The organism is Lysinibacillus fusiformis, from assembly GCF_016925635.1.
In the GTDB taxonomy this organism is placed as follows: Bacteria; Bacillota; Bacilli; order Bacillales_A; family Planococcaceae; genus Lysinibacillus; species Lysinibacillus fusiformis_F.
In genome coordinates this window covers 4,669,733-4,689,688 of sequence record NZ_CP070490.1, presented here as the reverse complement: position 1 = coordinate 4,689,688, position 19,956 = coordinate 4,669,733, and the positions used below count along the sequence as shown (strand labels likewise).

The following is a 19,956-nucleotide window of genomic DNA, read 5'->3' as shown; positions in this document are numbered from 1 at the left end:
TATCAAGAAGTATTTTCTCTTTTATTTTTTTAAAAGTTGCTATATCATTAACAAACTGTAAGGGTGGCCCACATAACCATTTGCCTAAAAAAAGTTTAATTACGATGGGAGAATCGTTGCTATGTCTAAAAAAATACATGAATTTAATGACATGATTCGAAAGTTACGCAAGGAAGTGTTTGGTAAAGGTCCTGAACGTATTCATACCGTTTTTGTCGAGAATATGGCTGTCTCTACTTTATACGGGAATATTACACCGACAGAAAAATTTATTGCCAGTACACCTGAAGGACTGAAAATGGTGCATGCTGCAAGGACGAGTATGATTCAAGATTTATATACACAATCGCCACCAGAGGGTATGGAAGAATTGATGGGCAGCAAATTACTTCACTTATTTTCAGATATTAAAATTGAAGAGGATTTTGCGATTTCCGTCTTTGTTTTTGAAAAGAATATCAGTGAATAAAGGGGATGCCTTATGGATCGAGCAATAACAAGAAAAGTTGTGCGTGTTGAAGGACAACAGGTGAAAGAAATGGATGATTTAATCGTCTCAGAATACGCGGTGACCGTAAAAATAAATCAGCAAGAATTTGTCACAATGGTATGTACACCAGAGTATGTGGAAGATATGGTTATCGGCTACTTAGCCTCTGAACGAGTCATTCGTAGCTTTGAGGATATTGAAGAAATTTGGCACCAGGAGAAAGAAGGTTTTGTGCATATTAAAACAAAGCATGTCAATCCTTATTACCAACAGACGCAAAACAAGCGCTATATTACCTCTTGCTGTGGGATGAGTCGACAAGGGTTTGTGTTTACGAATGATGCATTAGTAGCCAAAAAAATGGATGAAGTCCATGTCCAAATAACGACCGAAGATTGCTTCCGTTTAATGCACGAGATGCAGCATGATGCCGACATTTTTAAGAAAACGGGTGGCGTGCATAATGCTGCACTATGTGATGTGAATGGCATTGTCTTAAGTCGCATGGACATTGGTCGTCATAATGCTTTAGATAAAATTTACGGCTATTGCCTACGTAACAATATCCGTATGGAAGATAAAATCATCGTCTTTAGCGGACGAATATCGTCGGAAATTTTACTAAAGGTTTCCAAAATAGGCTGTGCCATTGTACTATCTAAATCAGCACCAACCGAATTAGCATTGCAATTAGCGGAGCAGCTGGGTATTACGACGGTTGGCTTTATTCGACAACACGCATTGAATATTTATACACATCCACAACGCATCCTATTACCAGCTAATGAATTGAAAGAAGGAGATTAAATGACGAATCTACAAGACCAATTACACAGACCGTTAAGAGATTTAAGAATATCCGTGACAGATCGTTGTAATTTTCGTTGTCGCTATTGTATGCCAGCAGAAGTATTTGGTCCAGATTACGCATTTTTACCATCTGATAAAATATTAAGTTTTGATGAAATTGAACGATTAGTAAAAATCTTTGTTTCATTGGGCGTGAAAAAAATACGGATTACAGGCGGAGAACCATTGTTACGTCGTGATTTGCCCGAATTAATTGCCCGTATTCACCGCATAGAGGGTGTAGAAGATATTGCTTTAACAACCAATGGTTCGTTATTAAAAAAATATGCACAGCCATTGGCACAAGCAGGCTTAGCGCGAGTTTCGGTTAGTCTAGACTCACTTGATGATGAGCGTTTTTTTGAGATGAATGGTCATCGAGGCAAGGTATTGCCTGTGTTAGAGGGAATTGAAAAGGCTGCAGAAGCGGGCTTACAAGTAAAAATTAATATGGTTGTTCAAAAAGGGAAAAATGAACAAGATATTGTTACAATGGCACAATTTTTCAAAGAAAAACAACATATTCTACGCTTTATAGAATATATGGATGTAGGGAATTCAAACGGCTGGCGCTTGGATGATGTGGTGTCCAAAAAAGATATTATTGAGCAAATCCATCAGATTTCACCGTTACAGCCAGTAGCCCCCAATTATAAGGGAGAAGTGGCAACACGTTATCAATATCAAGATGCCCAAGGTGAGATTGGTGTAATCTCGTCTGTGACGGATTCTTTCTGCTCCAATTGCTCACGTGCTCGTCTCTCTGCAGAAGGATCATTATACACTTGTTTATTTGCGACAGAAGGCACGGATTTAAGAGAACTATTACGTTCAGGGCAAGATGATGCAGCTATCATCAAGTGTATTACGAATGTTTGGGAAACAAGAAATGATCGTTATTCAGATGAACGTAATGAACAAACCATGGCAAAAAGGAAAACGTCAAAAATTGAAATGTCTCACATTGGGGGGTAACGTGAAAAAAACAGAAAAAAATCGGCACAATCATGCCGAATTTTTTCTGTTTATTTATGCACAAAAGTGCCACTTTTCCCACCAGTTTTTTCAACAAGATAGGTTTCTTTAATGACCATCGTCTTATCAACGGCTTTACACATATCATAAAAAGTTAGTGCAGCGATCGACACAGCAGTGAGGGCTTCCATTTCAACACCCGTTTTTCCACTACATTTAACAGTGGCTTGAATATGGAGCTCATAGCCATTTTCTGCTTTTTCATAGTCAAACTGGAAGTCTGTGCCCTGTAGCATGATGGGATGGCACATGGGAATGATATCAGCCGTTTTTTTAGCACCCATAATCCCTGCAATTTGCGCAACTTGCGTCGGATCACCTTTTTTAATGCCACCTTGTTGGATGGCTTCATAGACCGCATCGGATAATATAATCGTACTGCGAGCAATGGCTGTACGTGTTGTGATTTCTTTTGCCGAGATATCGACCATTTTAGGACGACCTTCTTCGTTCCAGTGTGTAAAATTATTCATTGTTAGACTCCTTTTTACTTGTTTGTGACCAGTCTTGTTGTGCATTGATATTGATAAATGTTGAGTTATCGTCATCAAAAGGAACATAACAGACACGAAGTTGCTCTAAAAGCACTTTCATACTCCGTTTGTTTTGTGCCGTTAATTGTGTCGCCTTTGGTAAAGCAGTACGTCGATATAATGCAGCTAATGGCTGATCGCGTAGCGCTTGCGTCGGAACAATGGCATCATAACTGTCATTAATCAGCCCTAGCATTTTTTGGATAAATTTTGCATTCATATAAGGCATATCGCTCGCTACGACAAAAAACCATTCCACATCAGGATAGGCTATCATGATATGATGCAAGGCAAAAAGAGGGCCTTGATGTGGCTGCTTTTCAATGACCCATTGGACATTTTCCTGTCCAAACTGATGTTGTAAGTGCGCATTTGTAGCAATAATAAGAGGATCTAGCTGATTTTTTTGCAGGGCTATGAGACTATGCTTATATAAAGGCTGCCCAGCAAATGTCTCAAACATTTTTGGCTGACCATAGCGAGAGGATTGACCGCCAGCTAACACAATACCAGCAATTTTCATAAGCGATGTAACTCACCGACAAAATGTTGAACAGTAGGCACTATAAGCTTCGTCATAGCTAAAGTCACCGCATTAGTGGAACCTGGTAAAACATAAATGGCTGTTTGCTGAAGACTCCCAGCAGTGGCACGACTAAACATCGCTCTTGGGCCAATTTCTTCATAGCTGAGCGTTCGAAATAATTCACCAAACCCCATCATTTCTTTTTCAAACAGAGGCAGAATGGTGTCATAGGTTTGATCTCTTGGTGTAAATCCTGTTCCACCAGTGACGATAATGGTATTAATTGTTGGATCACTGCACCAATTTGTAACATGACGAGCGATATCCAGTGGTTCATCCTTTGTTAGTTGGTAGTCCACTACTTCAAATGCAGCTTCTTGAAGTAAGGACTGAATACGTTGACCAGCATGATCATCTGTCTTTGTGCGTGTGTCACTGATCGTTAAAATAGCAACTTGGATTGGTTGCTGTTGATGTGTGGGATGCACAGGTAGGACCTCCTTCAAATGCGTTTTGCTAAAAAACATTGCTTTTATTATAATGCTATAAATGAAAAGGTCAAACGAAAATTCATAGAAAGAAAGGCCTCATACTTATGCAAAATAGATATTCTAGACAACAATTATTTCACCCTATTGGACAAACAGGGCAACAGTCCCTCCAACAAAAACACGTCCTTATGATAGGCGCGGGTGCATTGGGGAGTGCTAGCGCAGAAGCACTTGTGCGTGCTGGTATTGGTAGGCTGACCCTCATTGATCGTGATTATGTAGAGTGGAGCAACTTACAAAGACAGCAATTATATACAGAGCTAGATGCACAAGAAAAAATGCCCAAAGTCATCGCAGCTAAAAAGCGCCTTCAACAAATTAACACAGAGGTAGAAATCCATGTCGGCATTATGGATGCTTGTACCGAGTCCTTGCTACCATTGCTAGAAGGTGTAGATGTGATGGTCGATGCGACTGATAATTTTGATGTTCGCTTTGTCATGAATGACCTTGCACAAAAGTATCGTATTCCTTGGGTATATGGCTCTTGTGTTGGAAGTTATGGCGCGACCTATACGATTGTGCCAGGCAAAACACCTTGTTTGCATTGCTTATTAAACGTGATGCCCCATACTGGGATGACTTGTGATACGGTAGGAATTATTAGCCCAACGGTCCAAATCGTAGCTGCTTATCAAGTGGCAGAGGTTTTAAAATTGCTTGTTGGGGATGAGAAAGCCTTACGAAAAAGCTACTTAACGTTTGATGTTTGGCAAAATCAACACTATGAAATCAATGTAGAGAAAATAAGGCAGGCTGATTGTCCATCTTGTGGCGATAAGCCGACATATCCTTACCTGTCCTATGAAAATCAAACTAAATTACAGATACTTTGTGGCCGTGACGCGGTCCAAATTCGACCACCAAAGCCCATTCACTATTCGTTCGACCAACTGGCAAACCAGCTTCGTTCCTATGGTGAAATTCAGGTCAATCCTTATTTGCTATCTTACCAAGCTGAAGATTACCGAATCGTTATTTTCCAAGATGGGCGAGTAGTAATACATGGTATACAAGATATACAAAAAGCTAAAAGCATTTATTATCGTTTATTAGGATAAAGGAGTGTGCCAAATGTTAGAAAAAAGACAACCAATTCCTGTGGCAGAAGCTGTTCATCGTGTAATGGACTACGCCTTTCAAGCACAAAAGGAGCATGTGTCATTAACACAAGCTCATGGGCGATTTATCGCAGAAGCTGTTAAAGCTGATCATGATGTACCAGCCTTTGATCGTTCGCCGTATGATGGCTATGCCATTCGTTCCATTGATAGTCAAGAAGCCTCTTCACAGCATCCCGTCCGTTTTCAAGTTGTTGGAGAAATTGGGGCAGGCTATGTCTATGACGAAGTAGTTGGGGATCATCAAGCTGTCCGTATTATGACGGGAGCACCGATACCACAAGGGTGTGATGCAGTGGTCATGCTAGAATTAACCCATACATTTGAAGAAAATAATCAGAAGTATATGTCGATTAAACGGTCTTTTGAAGCAGGTACTAATATTTCCTATAAAGGGGAAGATGTGCAGCAAGGCGCAGTCCTCATTGAACAAGGCCAATATATTAACCCGGGTGTGATGGCCTTACTTGCTACTTTTGGCTATGAGCAAGTACCCGTTTTTCGTAAAACGGTTATTGGTGTGATTGCCACTGGTAGCGAATTACTAGAGCCAGGTGAATCTTTACAGCCAGGCAAAATTCGAAATAGTAATGCCTATATGATGATGGCTCAGATTGAGCGTGCTGGAGCAGAAGTAAAATATTTCGGCAAGTTTAGCGATGATCTTACATTATGTATTGAAAACGTCGAAAAAGCCTTACAGGAAGTAGATATTTTAATTACAACAGGAGGCGTTTCCGTAGGTGATTATGATTATTTACCAGCCATTTACGAAGCGATTGATGCAAAGGTATTGTTCAATAAAGTAGCGATGCGTCCAGGTAGTGTGACAACGGTTGCGGCTCGCAATGACAAATTATTATTTGGACTTTCTGGTAATCCCTCAGCCTGCTATGTTGGCTTTGAGCTATTTGTACGCCCGATTATTCGCACTGCATATGGGAATAAACAACCACATTTACGCAGAGAGCAAGCTATTTTAGGGGCGGATTTTACAAAGCCTAATCCCTTTACACGCTTTGTACGAGCTAGTATCTATTATGAAAAAGGGCAGCTCGTCACTAGCCCATCTGGCTTTGATAAATCGAGTGCAGTTTCATCTTTAGCGACAGCCAATGCGTTCATTGTTTTACCAGGTGGCTCTAGAGGCTATGAAAAGGGTATGCAAGTGGATGTCCTTTTGCTAGAAGATTTGCAGGGAAGTGAATGGCCTTGGGACAACATCGAAAAATCTTACAGATAGTTGGCTATCAAAATAGTGGGAAAACGACATTGATGGAGCAATTGATCAAGCAGGCTACAATGGAAGGGCTACGAGTAGGAACCATTAAGCATCACGGACATGGTGGTGTGCCGATGATCGAAACCTCGAAGGATAGTAGTCGTCATGAGCTGGCAGGTGCGGTTGTCACAGCAGTGGAGGGGGCAGGTACTTTACGTATGAGTATTCACCAAGATAGCTGGCAGTTGGCTGATATACTAACAATCTATGAGTCCCTTCCACTGGATATCATACTGATTGAAGGGTATAAAAATGAACATTATCCGAAGGTTGTGTTGCTGCGCACTGCTCAGGATCAAGTGCTGCTACAGCAAGTAGCGAATATCCTCTGTGTGGTTTATTGGCCAAGCTATCTACTCGATCCATCCTTAACAATCCCAGCTTTTTCGATTCATGAAGAAACACAATATATGGAATTTTTGTTGACAGAAATGAGGGGAAAACTATGACGACAGCGTTATTTGAAATTATCGATCAACCGATTGATGTGGAGGAAGTAAGAAAAAAAGTCCTTAGTCGAAATGCTGGGGCCATTACATTATTCATCGGCACCGTGCGTGAAATGACGAATGGTAAAAAAACAATGCATTTGGAATACCAAGCCTATCCTGCGATGGCGATTAAAATGTTTGAACAGATTGCGAAGGAAATACAAGAAGAGTGGCCAGAAGCAAAAGTGGCCATCACCCATCGTGTTGGTCATTTAGCTATTTCTGATATTGCTGTAGTGATTGCTGTGTCATCACGGCATCGTAAAATAGCTTATATGGCGAATGAATATGCAATTGATCGCATAAAACAAATTGTGCCGATTTGGAAAAAAGAACATTGGGAGGACGGGACAGAATGGATTGGTGATCAATTAGAAAATATTCCCTATCCACAAGGGAAACCAGCCATTCAGGAGGAGGAAAACGGTGATTAACATTTTATTATTTGCCCATCTACAGGAAGCGGTTGGTGAGTCAAAGCTAACAGTAGAGCTGTCAGATGTGACAGTTGCGCAATTAAAAGAGTGGATGGAAAAGCACTATCCCCAGCTATCATTACAACAGATAATGACGGCGATTAATGAGGAATTTGCAACGGATACCACGATTGTCAAATCTGGCGACACAATCGCCTTTATTCCACCCATCAGTGGGGGATGATCAAAAAGAGGTAGTTGGCTTGAACCAACTACCTCTTTTATACTTTCAGGATATGAATGCTAAGAAGCAAAAGGAAGGAAATAGCGATCATGCACAAAACCCATGTCCAGGCAAGAGTCATGTTTCCCGAATCAATCGCCATATAAATCGCTAGCGGTGTTGTTTGTGTTTTCCCTGGAATATTCCCCGCAAACATGAGAGTCGCTCCAAACTCACCTAAAGCTCGTGTGAAGCTTAGAATCCCACCAGATACAAGTGCCTTTAATGCAAGGGGGATGGACACATAAAGAAAGACCTGCCATTCATTCGCCCCATCCACACGTGCTGCATTTTCAATATCTCGATCGACAGAGGCAAAGCCAGTTTTAGCCGATTGATACATTAATGGAAAGGCAACAATCGTAGAAGCGATGACAGCCGCCCACCATGTGAACATGATAGGTTGATCGAATAGCCAGATAATGAAATTTCCTAACAGACTATTTTTCCCGAAAATAACGATGAGCAGGAAACCGACTACTGTAGGAGGTAGTACTAAGGGTAATAGCAACACCGTTTCTACCACTAGTTTGCCTTTGAAATGATGAGCTGCCATCCATTTACCCATTAAAATACCTGCTATAATAGCGATGATCCCTGCAACAAAGGCTATTTCAATCGAAAGCCTAAGTGGAGACCAAAAATCGGTACTCATCTTTTATTGAGCCCCTTTAAACCCATACTTTTCAAAGACATCCATAGCTTCATCACTTTGTAAGAATTGATAAAAATCTTCCGCCTCTTGCGCATGCTTACTAGCTTTTAGAACACCTACAGGATAAATAATTGGTGCGTGCATAGCATCATCAGCAGTTGCAACGACATTGACTTTATCAGAGACAAGGGCATCTGTTTTGTAAACCATTCCAGCATCCACATTTTCTGTTTCTGTGTAAGTAAGTACTTGACGTACATCTTTTGTATACACTACTTTCGATTCAAGTGAATCCCAAAGTTGCATATTTTTTAATGTATCCACGCCATACTGCCCAGCAGGAACCGTTTCGGGTGTACCGAGTGCAATTTTTCCTGCTTGTTGTAAATCTTCAAAGGATTGAATTTGCTTTTCATTGTTTTTAGGAACGATTAATACCAATTCATTGGCTAAAAGATCTGTTCCTTGCTTTTGATCGATCATTTCTTTCTCTACAAGAGCATCGAATTTATCTTCTGCTGCTGAAAAGAAAAGATCGGCAGGAGCACCCTGTAAAATTTGTTGCTGTAATGCACCTGAACCACCAAAGTTATAGAGGATGTTGATTGTATCGTGTTGCTGTTCATAAGTTGTTTTCAGTTCTTCTAAGGCATCCTGTAAACTAGCTGCGGCAGAAATCGTTAATTCAACAGGTTCGTTTGTTGCCACCTCTTTTTCTTGGTTACCACAGGCTGCTAAAAGACCAACTAATACTAACAGTGTCGCAAATAAACGATAAAATTTTTTCACTATGAATATACTCCTTTTATAACTAGTTATAACAAGACATGACTAATTATAATCAGTTATAAGTAAAAAAGAAAGATAGTATTGGTAGAAAAATTTCAAGATGTTCATAAAGCTTTAAATACGTTACCATGTAAATAGAGGCTTATAGGAGGAGAACTTTTACATGTCACAAGAACAATCCTATACGATTGAAGAGGTTGCACAATTATTAAAGGTTTCAAAATTAACGATTTATGATTTAGTGAAAAAGGGAGACTTGCCGGTTTTCCGTGTAGGGCGGCAAATGCGGGTAGATCGTGCTGACTTGCAAACCTATATACAAAAACGAAAAACAGGTAGTGCGCCAGCTGTGCCACAGGCATCCGTAGCTACTCCAACTAAAAATCACGCGAAAATTATTATAAGTGGGCAAGATTTAGTGTTAGATATTTTAGCAAAATATATTGAGAAACGACGATCTACGAAAGTATTACGTTCACATGAAGGTAGTTTCAATGGTGTGATGGCACTGTATCATGGAGACTGTGATATTGCGAGCTTGCATATGTTTGATGGGGATACAAGCGATTATAATACGCCTTATGTAAAAAAGATCTTTGTGAGCCATGCATTTGTCCTTATCAATGTCGTATCACGTAAAGCAGGTTTCTATGTTCAAAAGGGGAATCCGTTGGAAATTCGCACATTTGAAGATTTTCAAACTAAGACATTCACACTTATCAATCGTGAGAAAGGTTCAGGGGCTCGTACTCTGTTAGATGAGCAATTACGCATTCACGATATTGCACCATCCACGATTGCAGGCTATTCACAGGAAGAAATGAGCCACCTCGATGTCGCCTCTGCTGTCGCAAATGGACGTGCAGATGTTGGGATAGGAATTGAAAAAATCGCCAAGCTTATCCAGGTCGATTTTATACCGGTTGTCACCGAACGTTATGATATTGTGTTATTAAAAACGCCTGAGAATCAACCACTAATTGATGCGGTAAAAGAGATTTTGAATGCACCTGATTTCCAATCGGAAGTAGCTGCATTAGGAGATTATGACGTCTCTCAAATGGGTCAAGTCATGTATGAAACGCTATAATCAAAAATTCATATTGAGTTTAACAAAAAAATCAATTACAATTTTAACTAGGAAATTTTATGGTCGTTGTGTCATTTAACTATTGCATAGCTTCTATATAATTTTTTATGATACATGGTGAGATGGATAAATTAGTAGGTACTACTGCTAGAATATTAGCCCACCATAAAATAGTTTGCGTAATCAAAGCGCAACTATTTTATGGTGGGCTTTTTTGTATATTAAAAAGGAGATGGATTATGTGACATGGTCAGTACTACATATCATTGGCATTATTGCCTACGCCATTAGTGGAGCATTTGTTGCGTTACAGGCCAACTATTCTTTTATTGGCATATTTGTGCTTGGTCTTACAACTTCCTATGGTGGTTCCATTATCCGCAACGTTGTACTGGATATCCCTGTGTCAGATATATGGGAGCGGCAATCCTTATTAGTCGTTTTAGTCACGCTGACGGCTATTTTATTTGTCAAAAGGAATTGGATTCACCACTGGAACCGCTGGGGCTACTTCTTTGATTCGATTGGACTGGCTTCGTTCGCTATTCAAGGGGGATTATTAGCAAAAAGCTTGCATCATGACCTCGGCATCATTATTATAGCGTCGATGTTTACAGGTGTTGGTGGAGGCATGGTTCGAGATTTGTTAGCGGGTAGAACGCCACTTGCATTAAGAGAAGAAATACATGCTGTCCTAACATTTGTATGTGCCCTTTGGATATGGTTAGGGTGGGACAGCCCGCTTGAATTGTCAGTCATTGTTATTTTTATAGTAGTGATTCGCATGTTATCTGTGAATAATAAATTAAAATGGAAGCCTCCTTTTAAACATTCCTATAAGAATGCAGAGGAAAAATAGGTTGATTGTCGAAATAGGTGAAGGTAGTTTTAATACGAAAAAAGGAGGGGGAAAATGGCAATAGAACGTTTACGTGAGTGGTTACTATCCTCAAATAATACAGTGATTCTATCAGGAGCGGGCATGTCAACAGAAAGTGGAGTTCCTGATTTCCGTTCAGCATCTGGTTGGTGGAAACAAATGGATCCAAGAACTGTCGCGACAACGGAAGCATTAACAGATCATTACTCATTATTTCATGAATTTTATAAAACACGTATCGAAAACCTAGAAAAGGCGGCTCCCCATGAGGGGCATCTTATATTAGCTGATTGGGAACAAAGAGGTCTAGTGTCTCTAATCGCTACTCAAAATGTGGATGGCTTTCACCAATTAGCGGGAAGTCAATACGTCGAGGAATTACATGGTTCCATTCGGTCTATTCGTTGTCAACGTTGCCAGCAGGCTGGTGGTATGGAAAGCTTCTTGAACAAGCCTAGTTGCACCCATTGCGGTGGGAAACTTCGTCCAAATGTCGTGCTATTTGGAGAAAGCCTACCACAAGCAAGCTGGCACCGTTCCATGGAGGAAATTAAAACAGCTGAACTTGTCCTTGGAACGAGTCTTGAGGTATATCCCGTCAATCAACTGCCTATGATGACAACAGGAAAAACCGTTTATATTAATATGGATATTTCACAGCAGACAACCCCATTTGATCTGACGGTGAGGGGGAAAATAAAAGAAGTGTTGCAAAAACTTCAAATTTAAAAAAGGCGCCCTTGCAATTTCAAGTGGCGCCTAAAACATTTGAGGTAGAAATTCCCTCATGAATCGTTGATTTTTTCGTAACCAAATTTTCAAAATCATGCGATGTGTTAACAGTTTATGCCTTTTATTTGGTCTCGCCTTTGCTTCTATGAGGCTCTGTAAAAGAATACAAGTTTCAGTTGCAAAAGCTTGAGGTTCAACGAGAACATCCAACTTGTAATTAATTAACAGGGCTGTCTGAACCTTGGCAAGTAATTGCGCAAATTGTGTATTCATGGTAGCGTAATTTTCCTCTAATTCTAGGTCAATCAATGCATAGAGCGTTTGCTCTATTTCAACTTCTAATTCCTCCAATAACTCTTTTGACGGCTGTGTCACTAGTTCACCCTCTTTTATACGACTAGATAACCAATAGCTGCACAAAGTACGCCAATTAGCAAGGTACTGGCAATATAGCTAATGGCTTGTCTCCATTTTTGTTGTTCTATAAGCTGTAGACATTCAAATCCAAAAGTAGAAAAAGTTGTGTAGGCTCCTAAAAAACCTATGCCCATTAATTGCCATAACCAATCACTAAGATGTAGGGCAAATAAGAAACCAAGCGCAAAGGAGCCTGTACAATTAATAATAAAAGTCGCCCATGGATAGGGATGTACAAGTAATTTTCCTAAATAAAATCTAGAAAGAGCGCCAAAAAATCCACCAATTCCGACTAAAATCATGCAATACGCCCCCTAGCAAGTCGTATTCCCAGCCATGTGCAAGCTAATCCACCTAAAACACTCACTGTAACATAGAGTACAGCCTGTAGCCACTCGCTATTTTCTAGGAGTAATAGTGTCTCTAAGGAAAATGTCGAAAAGGTAGTAAAAGCTCCACAAAACCCTGTACCTACTCCTAGTACAATAGGTGTGCGTTTTATAAATGAAGTAAAAAGCCATGCTAAGCAAAAGCAGCCCAGTAAATTAATAAACAGTGTTGTGAATGGAAATATTTCTGTATTGGGAACGGCGAGACTCAGACTATATCGACAGATGGCACCAAGAATTCCACCAATTCCCACGGCTAGAAATGACCTCAACATAAAAACCCCTTACTGAAAATGACTATAATGAAAGTGTATCATGAGACAAAAATTTTAGAAATATTTCAATTCAAGTTATGTCCCAAAATCGATTGTTAAAATGTATATAGTGTATAGAAAGTTATAGATGCGCATGAAATAATATTTCGAAATATTATATGTGGAAATTGAAATATTTTTTATTACAAGGACAATTCTTTGTCCCTCTTATGTGAAGCCGTTGACGGAAAACCCGGTGACGGCTAATCCATAAACGGAAATCCCGACACTACTAAATAATAAATAACTAAATAATAATTAACTAAATAAAGATGATGAGATAAGCATATGGAAGGAGTGCAACAGACGCAAAAAGAATATTCTATTGTCTACTACTGGGTATCAAAATCTCTAGCCTTGGATTTCAGTCTTTAGGTTAATGTTTGTGCCATAGAATTATTGTAAGGTTATAGATAATACTGTAATTTTAAGCATGTTCTCCCTTTGATTCCTTAGAGCATTTCAATGCTTTAAAGCGCTAACTATTTCTTGAAAATGATAAAAAATAACAGGGTGATAGTTGACAAATATTTCTATAGTGTGATAATCTTCAAGAACACTATAACAAATAAACTAAAGGAGGGCATGACAATGTTCATTTTATCAGTATCACATTCTATCACAGTTACATACATTGTCCATGCCTAACATTTATTTAAAATTGCAGAAAAAGGTATGGAATTATCCTGCCTTTTATAAGAGACACTTACTCTTTTAGGGTATGTGTCTTTTTTTGTGCAAAAAAGGTTGTAGTGAAACAAAAAAGGAGTGTATGTATATGCGAAACACAGTACGACGAATGATTTTCAAAAAGGAATTTCTAGAAAGTGGGTAGCCACCCACAACAGCACGGAGGAAAGAAGGTTATGATGTATGTTTGATGTGTTAAGTAAATTAGGCTGGTTCTTTAAACAATACTGGAAGCAATATACGGTTGCCATTGTTTTACTGATGGTTGCTAGTGGATTAGAGGTTGTGCCTCCATATTTACTCGGCTCAATTATTGATCTATTGACTACAGGAGCGATGACACCAGCTATTTTAACTAAGTATGTATTGATTTTTATTGGGATTATTATTGGGGGCTATTTATTAAATTTTGTGTGGCAATTCCGACTATTTGAAGGGGCTATCAACCTTGAGAAAATTTTACGTCGAAACTTGATGCAGCATTTTTTACGCATGACCCCAACGTTTTATGAGAAAAACCGTACAGGCGATCTCATGGCACGTGCAACAAATGATTTAAATGCCGTTTCCATGACAGCTGGTTTTGGCATTATGACATTGATTGATTCAACGGTTTATATGGGCTTTATTATTTTTGCGATGGGCTATATGATTTCGTGGAAGCTCACATTTTTTGCGATGTTACCAGTCCCTATCATGGCAATCCTCATTCAATATTTAGGGAAAATTGTTCATGAGCGTTATATGAAGGCACAAGATGCTTTTGGGGAGCTAAACGATAGTGTACTTGAATCTGTGGCAGGTGTGCGAGTGGTGCGCGCCTATGTGCAGGAAAAAAAGGATGAGGCTAATTTTGCGGATATGAGTGAAGTCGTGTATGCGAAAAATATTCACACAGCTAAAATCAATGCTTTATTTGGTCCAATTACAAAAGTCGGAACAGGTATTAGCTATGTGGTAGCACTTGGCTACGGGGCTCATTTAGTGGCAACGGAAGCGATGACAGTTGGACAATTGGTCACGTTTAATGTTTATTTAGGTTTAGCTGTTTGGCCAATATTTGCAATTGGCGAGCTCATCAATGTTATGCAGCAGGGGAATGCCTCACTAGATCGCGTACAGGAAACATTGAACTACGAGGCAGATGTTCGAAATATTCCGAATCCGCAAATGATTGCGACACCGAATGCGATTGGCTTTGATGCTTTAACATTCCAATATCCAATGAGTCAGGTGAAAAATCTACAGCAAATTTCACTGTCCTTGAAAAAAGGTCAAACGCTCGGCATTGTTGGTAAAACAGGGGCAGGTAAAACAACCTTCCTACGCCAATTATTGCGAGAATACCCAATCGGACAGGGACAGCTTTCCATTGACGGTATCGATATTACCGCTCAAACGAAGGAGCAGATTCTCGACTGGATTGGTTATGTGCCGCAAGATCATGTGCTATTCTCACGGACTATTCGTGAAAATATTTTATTTGGGAAAGAAGATGCAACACAAGCAGAATTACAGCAGGCGATTCATGCCGCGTATTTTGAAAAGGATTTAGGCAATCTACCAATGGGCCTTGAAACACTTGTTGGAGAAAAGGGTGTCTCTCTTTCAGGCGGTCAAAAACAACGTGTATCCATTGCCCGTGCATTAATTAAAGATCCTGAAATTTTAATGCTGGATGATTCCCTTTCAGCTGTCGACGCGAAGACGGAGGCACGAATTATTGAAAATATTCAGCGTGAACGTCAAGGTAAAACAACCATTATCACAACGCATCGCTTGTCTGGTATTCAGCATGCGGATGTCATCATCGTATTGGATGATGGGCAAATTGTAGAGCAGGGAACACATGAGGAACTTCTTGCGCAACAAGGATGGTATAAAGAGCAATTTGACCGTCAGCAGCTAGAAGGAGGTGCCTCATGAGTACGAGTCAACGTTTAATACGCTATGCGATGTATTTTAAAAAGCCGATATTATTAGGCTTATTCTTCCTGACAATTGCCGTATTTACGGAGCTTGTTGGGCCATTTATTGCGAAACATATTATTGATCATTACATGACGATCGGTCATATTGAAATCAAACCGATTACATGGTTGCTCATTGTTTATTTATTATTAGCCATTGCAACGGCTATATTACGCTATTTTATGTATATTTATTTGCAAATCGGTGCAAACCGTGTAATCCAAAAATTACGTCAGGATGTCTTTGAACATATTCAAACTTTACCGATCCAGTATTTCGACAATTTACCAGCAGGTAAAATTGTTGCTCGTGTAACGAACGATACAGAAGCAGTTCGTAATTTATATGTACAGGTATTATCCAATTTTGTGACGAGCTTCATTTCTATTTTTGGGGTGTATATCGCACTCTTTATTTTAAATTGGAAAATGGCAATGCTTGCTTTAATAATGATTCCCATTGTTTATGTGTGGATGATTTTGTATCGAAAAATCGCCTCCAAATATAACGATGTCATTCGTACAAAAATCGCAGATATTAATGCCATGATTAATGAATCCATTCAGGGCATGACGATTATTCAGGCATTCCGTCGCGAGCAACAAATGACGAAGGAATTTGATGATATGAATAATGAGCATTATGCTTATGGACGTAAGCTATTAGTGCTTGATTCAGCGACTTCCTTTAACCTTGTGAATACGTTAAGGCTCATTATGTTTACCGTGTTTATTTTCTATTTTGGTACACAGTCATTTACAGCTACTGAAGTGATTTCAGCGGGGACATTGTATGCGTTTGTCGATTATTTAACAAAGCTGTTTAACCCAATTACGAATATCGTCAACCAATTTTCTCAGCTTGAGCGTTCTCTCGTTGCAGGGAAACGTGTCTTTGAGGTGCTAGATACAGATGGAGAGCCTGTTTCTGAAAAGAGCATTCCACGATATAAAGGAAATGTGGTCTTTGAAGATGTTTCCTTTGCTTATAAAGACAATGAATACGTGCTGAAAAACCTATCATTTGAAGCACATCAAGGTGAAACAATTGCCTTAGTTGGTCATACAGGCTCAGGGAAAAGTTCCATTATGAACTTGTTATTCCGCTTCTACGACCCGTCAAAAGGTAAAATTACCATTGATGGCATTGATATCACCTCTGTTCCTCGTCAAACGATGCGTGAACATATGGGGATTGTGCTACAGGACCCCTATTTATTTACGGGTACGATAGCGTCCAATGTTGGCTTAAACAACCCTCGCATCTCCCAAGAGAAAATAGAAGCTTCTTTAAATGCTGTCGGGGGAGAACGTGTTTTAGCGAACTTACCGAATGGCTATGAGGAGCCAGTCATTGAGAAGGGCAGTACATTATCATCAGGACAACGTCAGTTGATTTCGTTTGCACGTGCACTTGCTTTCGATCCAGCGATTTTAATATTAGATGAAGCGACATCGAATATTGATACGGAAACGGAAGAAATTATTCAGCATGCGATGGATGTCCTTAAAAAAGGGCGAACAACGTTTATTATTGCCCACCGACTTTCTACGATTAAAAATGCAGATCGTATCCTCGTGCTTGATCGAGGGAAAATTGTAGAAAACGGCACGCATGATGAACTGCTAGCACTTGGCGGAATCTATGACAAGATGTATCAAATGCAAGCGAATTCCTTACAATAATAGCTACGAAAAGCCCCACTTCAACTGTGAAGCGGGGCTTTCATGTTGTTGAAAAAAGATCATGTCACTAGCAGAAAAAGACCTTTTGGCAAGGCGAGGGGTTGATTTCCGTTCCGCCAGCGTCCTTTCCAGGGGGCGTCCGATGAGCCGCTTCACTCACTTCCGTTCGCTCCAGGGTCTCCTCTGTGACGCTAAATCCCCTAGGAGTGACGCTAGCTCCACTCCAATCAACCATTCTGCAAAAGTGGCTTTTCCTTATCTTTCATACTAGCTAGCCGTAGTAATCAAATTAGCCCATTATTTGTATGATTAGAGAAAGGATAGACTCTTATTTTCATTGCGAAGAAGTGATGAGTGTCAAAAGCCCTCCATAAAATGGGTAGTGAAGACCTTCACTTTAGTTGAAAATCTTTGCTAAAAAGTTAACATTTTGTAGGTTGGAGTGGAGGGCTACTTGACTCCCGTGGGATAGCGAGACAGGCAAAACTCTAAACGGAGCGGTAGCGGAGGAAGCGATTCGGCGCTCGCCCACAGGAAAGCAAGTAGCCTGCAACGGAAACCATTTTCACCTTTCACAAAAATTCTATTGATGGTTTTGTTTTTCAACAATAGGAAAGCCCCACTTCAACTGAAGCGGGGCTTTCCTATTTATCTTACATATTTAAAGACATTGACAAAGAATAACAGAACGGACAGTGCTACAGCAATGCCACCACCTGATACGAAAAGCTCAAATAACCAGCGTGGTACATCCCAATACACCATCATCATGCCAACAAAAAGGAATGGTAAACCGAGATTGTAAAGCCAGAACTGTGCTTTGGCAAGACCTGTCTCCGCAGCATCTTTATAAGTCGAATAAATTAAACCAATGAATCCAGTAGTCAGCCAACCTACCACACCAATATGAGCATGTGTCGCCTTCCATTGAAGTTGAACCGTATAATGCATAAACAGGCCAAAAGCAAAAACAATCAATAAATAAAAGACTGAAACCTTTATCCATTTAGCACCCATCATCCACAACTCCTTTCTTGAAAGTGATTTTAGCTAGCTGCTACAGTATATTCTTGTCAAATAAAAAAGATGCTTGTATGTATTTGAAAATAAATGTAGTTTGTTTTCGGTAAACTAAAATATTTAATGGGAACTTTTTGTAATATGTAAACTTTTCATGGCGTTCTGCGTTGTATAGGCAGAAGGGAGGTGGACATGGTAAAGCAATCAATGAATGCGTTTCTACAGCAAGCAGGAACGCTGCTATATCGTTATTTGAGAAAACGTGGGTTAGCCCATGAGGATGCAGAAGATATCGTCCAAGATACATGTTATAAATTTTTATTACATAAAAATGGAATTCACTCAGACAAAGTAATGAGCTGGTTATATCGTGTAGCAACCAATCAATTTTATGATCTCAAGAGAAAAGAAACACGTCATCCAACAACAGAATTAGAGGAAGTTCAATTGACTTCATTCATTCATATTCCTGAGATCCAGATGCTAAAAAAAGAAAAATTAAAGGACATACAGAATACACTCGAAACGCTATCCATTTTGCATCAGGAATTATTAATCCTGAAATATGAGCTGGGGTTATCGTATAAGGAAATTTCAGCCTTAATGAATAAGAATGAAAACACACTAAAAACGCATGTCAGACGTGCTAGAGAAGAATTTACTGAACGATTTAAGGAGGATATTCATGATGAATAAAGAAGAAAATGAATTTTTGTTTGATGATAAACAAACGAAAAAAATAATGAGAAGGGCAAGGTTTTGGTCAACAGTCAAAATGATTGGGATTACATTGATCGTTACACCCATTGTGCTAATAGCCTTATGGTATGGGCTGAGGACTTTATCGTTAAATAGTGCTCAAAAAGTAATGGATGATATTCATTTATTTAACGAAATAAGTGCGCCCAATGTTCAAATTAGTAATCAGGTTTATGACGATCATTTGCTTGGAGGAAAAATAACAACAACAACCTATAAGGTGCTTGGAGATCAGCATCGACCCTATATTTGGAAGCCTATCGAAAGTGATTATAATCTGTTTGGAACGCTTACATTCACTTCCTTTTCTAGCTCCATCCAAATAGAAGGTTCAGAATCACTGGCAGAAACACATCAATTCGAACGGTTTAATGACTACACGGGTGATCGAGAAATGTTTTTTTATCACCCTAAAATTGCATACGATCATTATAAAGATAATATTAGTGAACTGAATCAATTGGAGAAAAATACTTTAGTAGAATTAGCTATTTCTTTTGATAATGCCTATCGTTTTGACGACATTAAAAGCAAGCTACCGCCTGAAGTGCAAGTAGATTGGTGGTGGGTGGATGCTTATACAGATGATACGCTAGATTTTATTAAGCAAGGACAGCATACGATTGCAGCTAATCATCCGTACATTTACGGCTTCCAATCAGAGCAATCCAAACCAAAACCCCGACGTTCTTCAAGCGACGAGGTTGACACCTTTATTCGAAACATTGAGCTTCTTCGTAAAGGCAAGAACTTTGAGTGGGAAACAAACCAGGTTTATCAAGCTTTAATAGGGGAAAATGGGACCCTGGAGAAAAGTGATGTGAAAATAACTGGAGCGGTAGTAACTGGTACACCAGAACAATTGCAGTCATTACAAGGACAACCATACATTAAAGGGTCTATATTTGGTGTAATATCAAATCAGAAATAGAGGGCTTGAAAAAAGTAATCAGCACGATCCTGCAGGAAAGGTCAATTTTAGAAAAGC

At 39.5% G+C, this 19,956-nt stretch carries 24 protein-coding genes; 15 read left to right on the top strand and 9 right to left on the bottom strand.

The features are described 5' to 3' along the window. Positions 1-121: 121 nt before the first annotated feature. From JTI58_RS23230 to moaA, 3 genes are read left to right on the top strand one after another with little or no spacing between them, the layout of a single operon-like run. Entirely contained in the window at positions 122-469 is a 348-nt protein-coding gene (locus tag JTI58_RS23230) for a Na-translocating system protein MpsC family protein (RefSeq protein WP_036120650.1), read from the top strand. A gap of 12 nt (positions 470-481) precedes the next feature. After that, positions 482-1,297, top strand: a complete 816-nt coding sequence (gene fdhD / locus JTI58_RS23225; RefSeq protein ID WP_205444024.1) for a formate dehydrogenase accessory sulfurtransferase FdhD — start codon at positions 482-484, stop codon at positions 1,295-1,297. Further along, on the top strand, positions 1,298-2,314 hold the full coding sequence (gene moaA / locus JTI58_RS23220) for a GTP 3',8-cyclase MoaA (protein ID WP_205444023.1): 1,017 nt from the start codon (positions 1,298-1,300) through the stop codon (positions 2,312-2,314). A gap of 50 nt (positions 2,315-2,364) precedes the next feature. Here the strand turns inward: moaA and moaC are convergent, their stop codons facing one another. Genes moaC through JTI58_RS23205 form a run of 3 tightly spaced genes read right to left on the bottom strand, consistent with a single transcriptional unit; the run spans position 2,365 to position 3,921 of the window. Next, on the bottom strand, positions 2,365-2,847 hold the full coding sequence (gene moaC / locus JTI58_RS23215; RefSeq protein WP_036120641.1) for a cyclic pyranopterin monophosphate synthase MoaC: 483 nt from the start codon (positions 2,845-2,847) through the stop codon (positions 2,365-2,367). Next, positions 2,840-3,430, bottom strand: coding sequence for a molybdenum cofactor guanylyltransferase (mobA, locus tag JTI58_RS23210; protein ID WP_205444022.1), 591 nt, complete (start codon positions 3,428-3,430; stop codon positions 2,840-2,842). The genes moaC and mobA overlap by 8 nt, the downstream gene beginning before the upstream one ends. After that, positions 3,427-3,921, bottom strand: coding sequence for a MogA/MoaB family molybdenum cofactor biosynthesis protein (locus tag JTI58_RS23205; RefSeq protein WP_205444021.1), 495 nt, complete (start codon positions 3,919-3,921; stop codon positions 3,427-3,429). The genes mobA and JTI58_RS23205 overlap by 4 nt, the downstream gene beginning before the upstream one ends. A gap of 107 nt (positions 3,922-4,028) precedes the next feature. Here JTI58_RS23205 and JTI58_RS23200 point away from each other — a divergent pair, with 107 nt between their 5' ends. The 5 genes from JTI58_RS23200 to moaD are packed head-to-tail and all read left to right on the top strand — an operon-like array spanning position 4,029 to position 7,538. Further along, positions 4,029-5,045 carry a thiazole biosynthesis adenylyltransferase ThiF gene (locus JTI58_RS23200; protein WP_205444019.1) on the top strand — a complete coding sequence of 339 codons (1,017 nt, stop codon included), beginning with the start codon at positions 4,029-4,031 and terminating at the stop codon, positions 5,043-5,045. Positions 5,046-5,058: 13 nt separating this feature from the next. Then, positions 5,059-6,348 carry a molybdopterin molybdotransferase MoeA gene (locus tag JTI58_RS23195; RefSeq protein ID WP_205444018.1) on the top strand — a complete coding sequence of 430 codons (1,290 nt, stop codon included), beginning with the start codon at positions 5,059-5,061 and terminating at the stop codon, positions 6,346-6,348. After that, positions 6,312-6,836 (top strand): molybdopterin-guanine dinucleotide biosynthesis protein B, encoded by a 525-nt coding sequence (gene mobB, locus JTI58_RS23190; RefSeq protein ID WP_205444016.1) that lies wholly within the window; start codon positions 6,312-6,314, stop codon positions 6,834-6,836. Before JTI58_RS23195 ends, mobB begins: the two co-directional genes overlap by 37 nt. Continuing rightward, a complete protein-coding gene (locus JTI58_RS23185; protein WP_205444014.1) occupies positions 6,833-7,312 on the top strand; it encodes a molybdenum cofactor biosynthesis protein MoaE in 480 nt (159 codons plus the stop codon). Before mobB ends, JTI58_RS23185 begins: the two co-directional genes overlap by 4 nt. Then, positions 7,305-7,538, top strand: a complete 234-nt coding sequence (gene moaD / locus JTI58_RS23180) for a molybdopterin converting factor subunit 1 (protein WP_205444013.1) — start codon at positions 7,305-7,307, stop codon at positions 7,536-7,538. The genes JTI58_RS23185 and moaD overlap by 8 nt, the downstream gene beginning before the upstream one ends. A 37-nt stretch (positions 7,539-7,575) precedes the next feature. On the opposite strand, the gene modB is transcribed toward moaD, so the two are convergent. Further along, entirely contained in the window at positions 7,576-8,232 is a 657-nt protein-coding gene (gene modB, locus JTI58_RS23175; protein WP_205444011.1) for a molybdate ABC transporter permease subunit, read from the bottom strand. 3 nt (positions 8,233-8,235) lie between these two features. Beyond that, positions 8,236-9,021, bottom strand: coding sequence for a molybdate ABC transporter substrate-binding protein (modA, locus tag JTI58_RS23170; protein ID WP_205444010.1), 786 nt, complete (start codon positions 9,019-9,021; stop codon positions 8,236-8,238). 163 nt (positions 9,022-9,184) lie between these two features. Between modA and JTI58_RS23165 the strand changes: the two genes are divergently transcribed. The 3 genes from JTI58_RS23165 (at position 9,185) to JTI58_RS23155 (ending at position 11,720) form a co-directional block, all read left to right on the top strand. Then, positions 9,185-10,111, top strand: a complete 927-nt coding sequence (locus JTI58_RS23165) for a substrate-binding domain-containing protein (RefSeq protein ID WP_205444008.1) — start codon at positions 9,185-9,187, stop codon at positions 10,109-10,111. Positions 10,112-10,343: 232 nt separating this feature from the next. Beyond that, positions 10,344-10,970, top strand: coding sequence for a trimeric intracellular cation channel family protein (locus tag JTI58_RS23160; protein ID WP_243456439.1), 627 nt, complete (start codon positions 10,344-10,346; stop codon positions 10,968-10,970). Between the two features lie 54 nt (positions 10,971-11,024). Then, positions 11,025-11,720, top strand: a complete 696-nt coding sequence (locus tag JTI58_RS23155) for an SIR2 family NAD-dependent protein deacylase (RefSeq protein WP_205444005.1) — start codon at positions 11,025-11,027, stop codon at positions 11,718-11,720. 30 nt (positions 11,721-11,750) lie between these two features. Here JTI58_RS23155 and JTI58_RS23150 read toward each other — a convergent pair whose 3' ends face one another. Genes JTI58_RS23150 through crcB (JTI58_RS23140) form a run of 3 tightly spaced genes read right to left on the bottom strand, consistent with a single transcriptional unit; the run spans position 11,751 to position 12,804 of the window. Continuing rightward, positions 11,751-12,098, bottom strand: coding sequence for a hypothetical protein (locus tag JTI58_RS23150; RefSeq protein WP_205444003.1), 348 nt, complete (start codon positions 12,096-12,098; stop codon positions 11,751-11,753). 14 nt (positions 12,099-12,112) lie between these two features. After that, complete coding sequence (gene crcB, locus JTI58_RS23145) at positions 12,113-12,442, bottom strand: fluoride efflux transporter CrcB (protein ID WP_054550415.1); 330 nt, start codon at positions 12,440-12,442, stop codon at positions 12,113-12,115. After that, positions 12,439-12,804, bottom strand: a complete 366-nt coding sequence (gene crcB / locus JTI58_RS23140; RefSeq protein WP_048392465.1) for a fluoride efflux transporter CrcB — start codon at positions 12,802-12,804, stop codon at positions 12,439-12,441. Before crcB (JTI58_RS23140) ends, crcB (JTI58_RS23145) begins: the two co-directional genes overlap by 4 nt. Positions 12,805-13,716: 912 nt before the next feature. On the opposite strand from crcB (JTI58_RS23140), the gene JTI58_RS23135 reads away from it, so the two are divergent. Together JTI58_RS23135 and JTI58_RS23130 are read left to right on the top strand one after the other, a co-directional pair. Then, entirely contained in the window at positions 13,717-15,459 is a 1,743-nt protein-coding gene (locus JTI58_RS23135; RefSeq protein WP_205444002.1) for an ABC transporter ATP-binding protein, read from the top strand. Then, positions 15,456-17,189 (top strand): ABC transporter ATP-binding protein, encoded by a 1,734-nt coding sequence (locus JTI58_RS23130; RefSeq protein WP_205444000.1) that lies wholly within the window; start codon positions 15,456-15,458, stop codon positions 17,187-17,189. The genes JTI58_RS23135 and JTI58_RS23130 overlap by 4 nt, the downstream gene beginning before the upstream one ends. A gap of 648 nt (positions 17,190-17,837) precedes the next feature. Here the strand turns inward: JTI58_RS23130 and JTI58_RS23125 are convergent. Continuing rightward, on the bottom strand, positions 17,838-18,209 hold the full coding sequence (locus tag JTI58_RS23125) for a hypothetical protein (protein ID WP_243456230.1): 372 nt from the start codon (positions 18,207-18,209) through the stop codon (positions 17,838-17,840). Positions 18,210-18,401: 192 nt separating this feature from the next. Between JTI58_RS23125 and JTI58_RS23120 the strand changes: the two genes are divergently transcribed. Both JTI58_RS23120 and JTI58_RS23115 read left to right on the top strand, forming a co-directional pair. After that, positions 18,402-18,905, top strand: a complete 504-nt coding sequence (locus JTI58_RS23120) for an RNA polymerase sigma factor (RefSeq protein ID WP_205443999.1) — start codon at positions 18,402-18,404, stop codon at positions 18,903-18,905. Continuing rightward, positions 18,895-19,899, top strand: coding sequence for an anti sigma factor C-terminal domain-containing protein (locus tag JTI58_RS23115; RefSeq protein WP_243456228.1), 1,005 nt, complete (start codon positions 18,895-18,897; stop codon positions 19,897-19,899). Before JTI58_RS23120 ends, JTI58_RS23115 begins: the two co-directional genes overlap by 11 nt. Positions 19,900-19,956 lie beyond the last annotated feature (57 nt).

Coding starts and splice junctions, on each gene's coding strand:
- JTI58_RS23230 (WP_036120650.1), top strand. CDS start 122: ATGTCTAAAAAAATACATGAATTTAATGACATGATTCGAAAGTTACGC.
- fdhD (WP_205444024.1), top strand. CDS start 482: ATGGATCGAGCAATAACAAGAAAAGTTGTGCGTGTTGAAGGACAACAG.
- moaA (WP_205444023.1), top strand. CDS start 1,298: ATGACGAATCTACAAGACCAATTACACAGACCGTTAAGAGATTTAAGA.
- moaC (WP_036120641.1), bottom strand. CDS start 2,847: ATGAATAATTTTACACACTGGAACGAAGAAGGTCGTCCTAAAATGGTC.
- mobA (WP_205444022.1), bottom strand. CDS start 3,430: ATGAAAATTGCTGGTATTGTGTTAGCTGGCGGTCAATCCTCTCGCTAT.
- JTI58_RS23200 (WP_205444019.1), top strand. CDS start 4,029: ATGCAAAATAGATATTCTAGACAACAATTATTTCACCCTATTGGACAA.
- JTI58_RS23195 (WP_205444018.1), top strand. CDS start 5,059: ATGTTAGAAAAAAGACAACCAATTCCTGTGGCAGAAGCTGTTCATCGT.
- mobB (WP_205444016.1), top strand. CDS start 6,312: ATGGCCTTGGGACAACATCGAAAAATCTTACAGATAGTTGGCTATCAA.
- JTI58_RS23185 (WP_205444014.1), top strand. CDS start 6,833: ATGACGACAGCGTTATTTGAAATTATCGATCAACCGATTGATGTGGAG.
- modB (WP_205444011.1), bottom strand. CDS start 8,232: ATGAGTACCGATTTTTGGTCTCCACTTAGGCTTTCGATTGAAATAGCC.
- JTI58_RS23165 (WP_205444008.1), top strand. CDS start 9,185: ATGTCACAAGAACAATCCTATACGATTGAAGAGGTTGCACAATTATTA.
- JTI58_RS23160 (WP_243456439.1), top strand. CDS start 10,344: ATGGATTATGTGACATGGTCAGTACTACATATCATTGGCATTATTGCC.
- JTI58_RS23155 (WP_205444005.1), top strand. CDS start 11,025: ATGGCAATAGAACGTTTACGTGAGTGGTTACTATCCTCAAATAATACA.
- crcB (WP_054550415.1), bottom strand. CDS start 12,442: ATGATTTTAGTCGGAATTGGTGGATTTTTTGGCGCTCTTTCTAGATTT.
- crcB (WP_048392465.1), bottom strand. CDS start 12,804: ATGTTGAGGTCATTTCTAGCCGTGGGAATTGGTGGAATTCTTGGTGCC.
- JTI58_RS23135 (WP_205444002.1), top strand. CDS start 13,717: ATGTTTGATGTGTTAAGTAAATTAGGCTGGTTCTTTAAACAATACTGG.
- JTI58_RS23130 (WP_205444000.1), top strand. CDS start 15,456: ATGAGTACGAGTCAACGTTTAATACGCTATGCGATGTATTTTAAAAAG.
- JTI58_RS23125 (WP_243456230.1), bottom strand. CDS start 18,209: ATGATGGGTGCTAAATGGATAAAGGTTTCAGTCTTTTATTTATTGATT.
- JTI58_RS23120 (WP_205443999.1), top strand. CDS start 18,402: ATGGTAAAGCAATCAATGAATGCGTTTCTACAGCAAGCAGGAACGCTG.
- JTI58_RS23115 (WP_243456228.1), top strand. CDS start 18,895: ATGATGAATAAAGAAGAAAATGAATTTTTGTTTGATGATAAACAAACG.